3 protein-coding genes and 1 pseudogene are annotated in these 1726 nt (G+C 44.1%); all 4 read left to right on the top strand.

Annotation, left to right across the window (positions count from 1 at the left end; all coding sequences use genetic code 11):
• Positions 1 to 324: pseudogene (locus A3729_RS18880) on the top strand (flagellar biosynthetic protein FliP); the annotation flags it as partial.
• Positions 325 to 338: 14 nt separating this feature from the next.
• On the top strand, positions 339 to 608 hold the full coding sequence (gene fliQ, locus A3729_RS18875; RefSeq protein WP_068511910.1) for a flagellar biosynthesis protein FliQ: 270 nt from the start codon (positions 339 to 341) through the stop codon (positions 606 to 608).
• 3 nt (positions 609 to 611) lie between these two features.
• Complete coding sequence (gene fliR, locus A3729_RS18870) at positions 612 to 1400, top strand: flagellar biosynthetic protein FliR (RefSeq protein ID WP_068511913.1); 789 nt, start codon at positions 612 to 614, stop codon at positions 1398 to 1400.
• Positions 1401 to 1407: 7 nt separating this feature from the next.
• The coding region (locus A3729_RS18865) for an EscU/YscU/HrcU family type III secretion system export apparatus switch protein (protein ID WP_197475924.1) at positions 1408 to 1726 on the top strand (319 nt) is incomplete at its 3' end.

The following is a 1726-nucleotide window of genomic DNA, read 5'->3' as shown; positions in this document are numbered from 1 at the left end:
ATGCTGACGCAGACAAGAGAAGATGATATTGCGCTGTTTGTGCGTATATCGGGTGCTGAATACAATACGCTTGATGACTTGCCGTTTTGGGTGTTGATGCCTGCCTTCGTAACAAGTGAACTGAAAACCGCCTTTCAAATTGGCTTTCTGCTGTTCCTGCCTTTTCTAATTCTCGATATGGTCGTGGCGAGCGTACTGATGGCAATGGGTATGATGATGTTATCACCTATGATTATCTCCTTACCTTTCAAGATAATGTTTTTTGTCTTGATTGACGGTTGGGCTCTGATAATGGGTAGTTTAGCCGCCAGCTTTGGAATATAACGAGGTAGATTAAGATGACGCCAGAGTTAGCAATTGACCTTGTAAGGGATGCCGTATTTGTAATTTTGATTTTGGTCACTTTAATACTCGTACCCGGCCTAATCGTTGGCTTGATGGTGAGTGTTTTTCAGGCTGCAACACAGATCAACGAGCAAACGCTAAGCTTCTTACCAAGGCTTCTGGTGACCTTGTTTGTGCTTATTGTCGCGGGTCCGTATATGATGACAAAAATTCTCGACTATTCAGAACGCTTATGGACTAGCATTCCATTACTGATCGGGTAAAAGATGGAATTTACCGACGCACAAATTGGCGCTTGGGTTGGGTCCTTCTTGTGGCCCTTATTCCGTATTGCCAGTTTCTTGATGGTGGTTCCGGTAATCGGAACACGGTTGGTGCCAATGCGTGTCCGAATTGGCTTATCCTTTGCCTTAACGCTAATCGTTGCTCCATTGATTGACCCTGTCCCTGTGATTGACGCTCTGTCAATCGGTTCTTTTTTGATTGTGCTTCAGCAAGTTGTTATCGGTACCTTAATGGGCTTCATGTTTGTGCTACTGATGCAGTTGTTTGTGGTGGCGGGGCAAATGATTTCGATGCAAATGGGTTTGGGTTTTGCTTCGATGGTTGACCCAACGAACGGTGTTAATACACCAATCCTGTCTCAGATATTCCTGATAGGCGTAACCTTAACGTTTCTTGCAATGAATGGTCATTTAGTGATGATTGAAGTGATTGTTGAAAGCTTTAGGGCGTGGCCGATTTCAGCAAGTATTATAGGTGAAAACTCGATAGAGCCTTACTTATTGTGGGATATGTTGATGAGGATTAACTGGCTCTTTGCTTCGGCTCTGCTGGTTGCGCTGCCAGTAGTAACTTCGGTATTGATTGTTAATATCTCCTTTGGAGTTATGACAAGGGCGGCACCGCAGATGAATGTATTCTCGCTCGGTTTTCCAATCGGTATGATTTTCGGTTTTTTCATTCTTTGGGTGGGTGTCGGAAATGTTGATACGCTTTTTATTCGTTTTAGCGAGCATACATATATTTATCTGCGCGATGTGATGGGGGCTTAGAGCGCTTATGGCAGAGAACGATAGTAGTCAGGATAAAACCGAAGAACCCACCGGCCGGAAACTCGAAAAAGCGCGAGAAGAAGGTCAGGTTCCCCGATCAAAAGAGTTAAATACAACTTTTTTACTGATTGTCGGGGCGGGGGGCTTGTTAATTTTTGGTAGCGGTATCGCAGCATCTTTAACAAAGATCATGACTGCTAGTTTTTCGTTTTCTAGAGAGGCGACACAAGATACAAGCCAGATGGGAATGTATCTCGCAAGAGCCGCGGTTGAAGTTGCAGAAGGTATTTTGCCGTTTCTAATTTTGTTGTTTGTATCGGCTATTG

It is taken from the genome of Oleiphilus sp. HI0043 (assembly GCF_001634935.1).
This window is presented reverse-complemented; position numbering and strand designations above follow the sequence as displayed.

What these genes read in the sequence shown, in the direction of transcription:
- fliQ (WP_068511910.1), top strand. Translation starts at nt 339, where the DNA reads ATGACGCCAGAGTTAGCAATTGACCTTGTAAGGGATGCCGTATTTGTA.
- fliR (WP_068511913.1), top strand. Translation starts at nt 612, where the DNA reads ATGGAATTTACCGACGCACAAATTGGCGCTTGGGTTGGGTCCTTCTTG.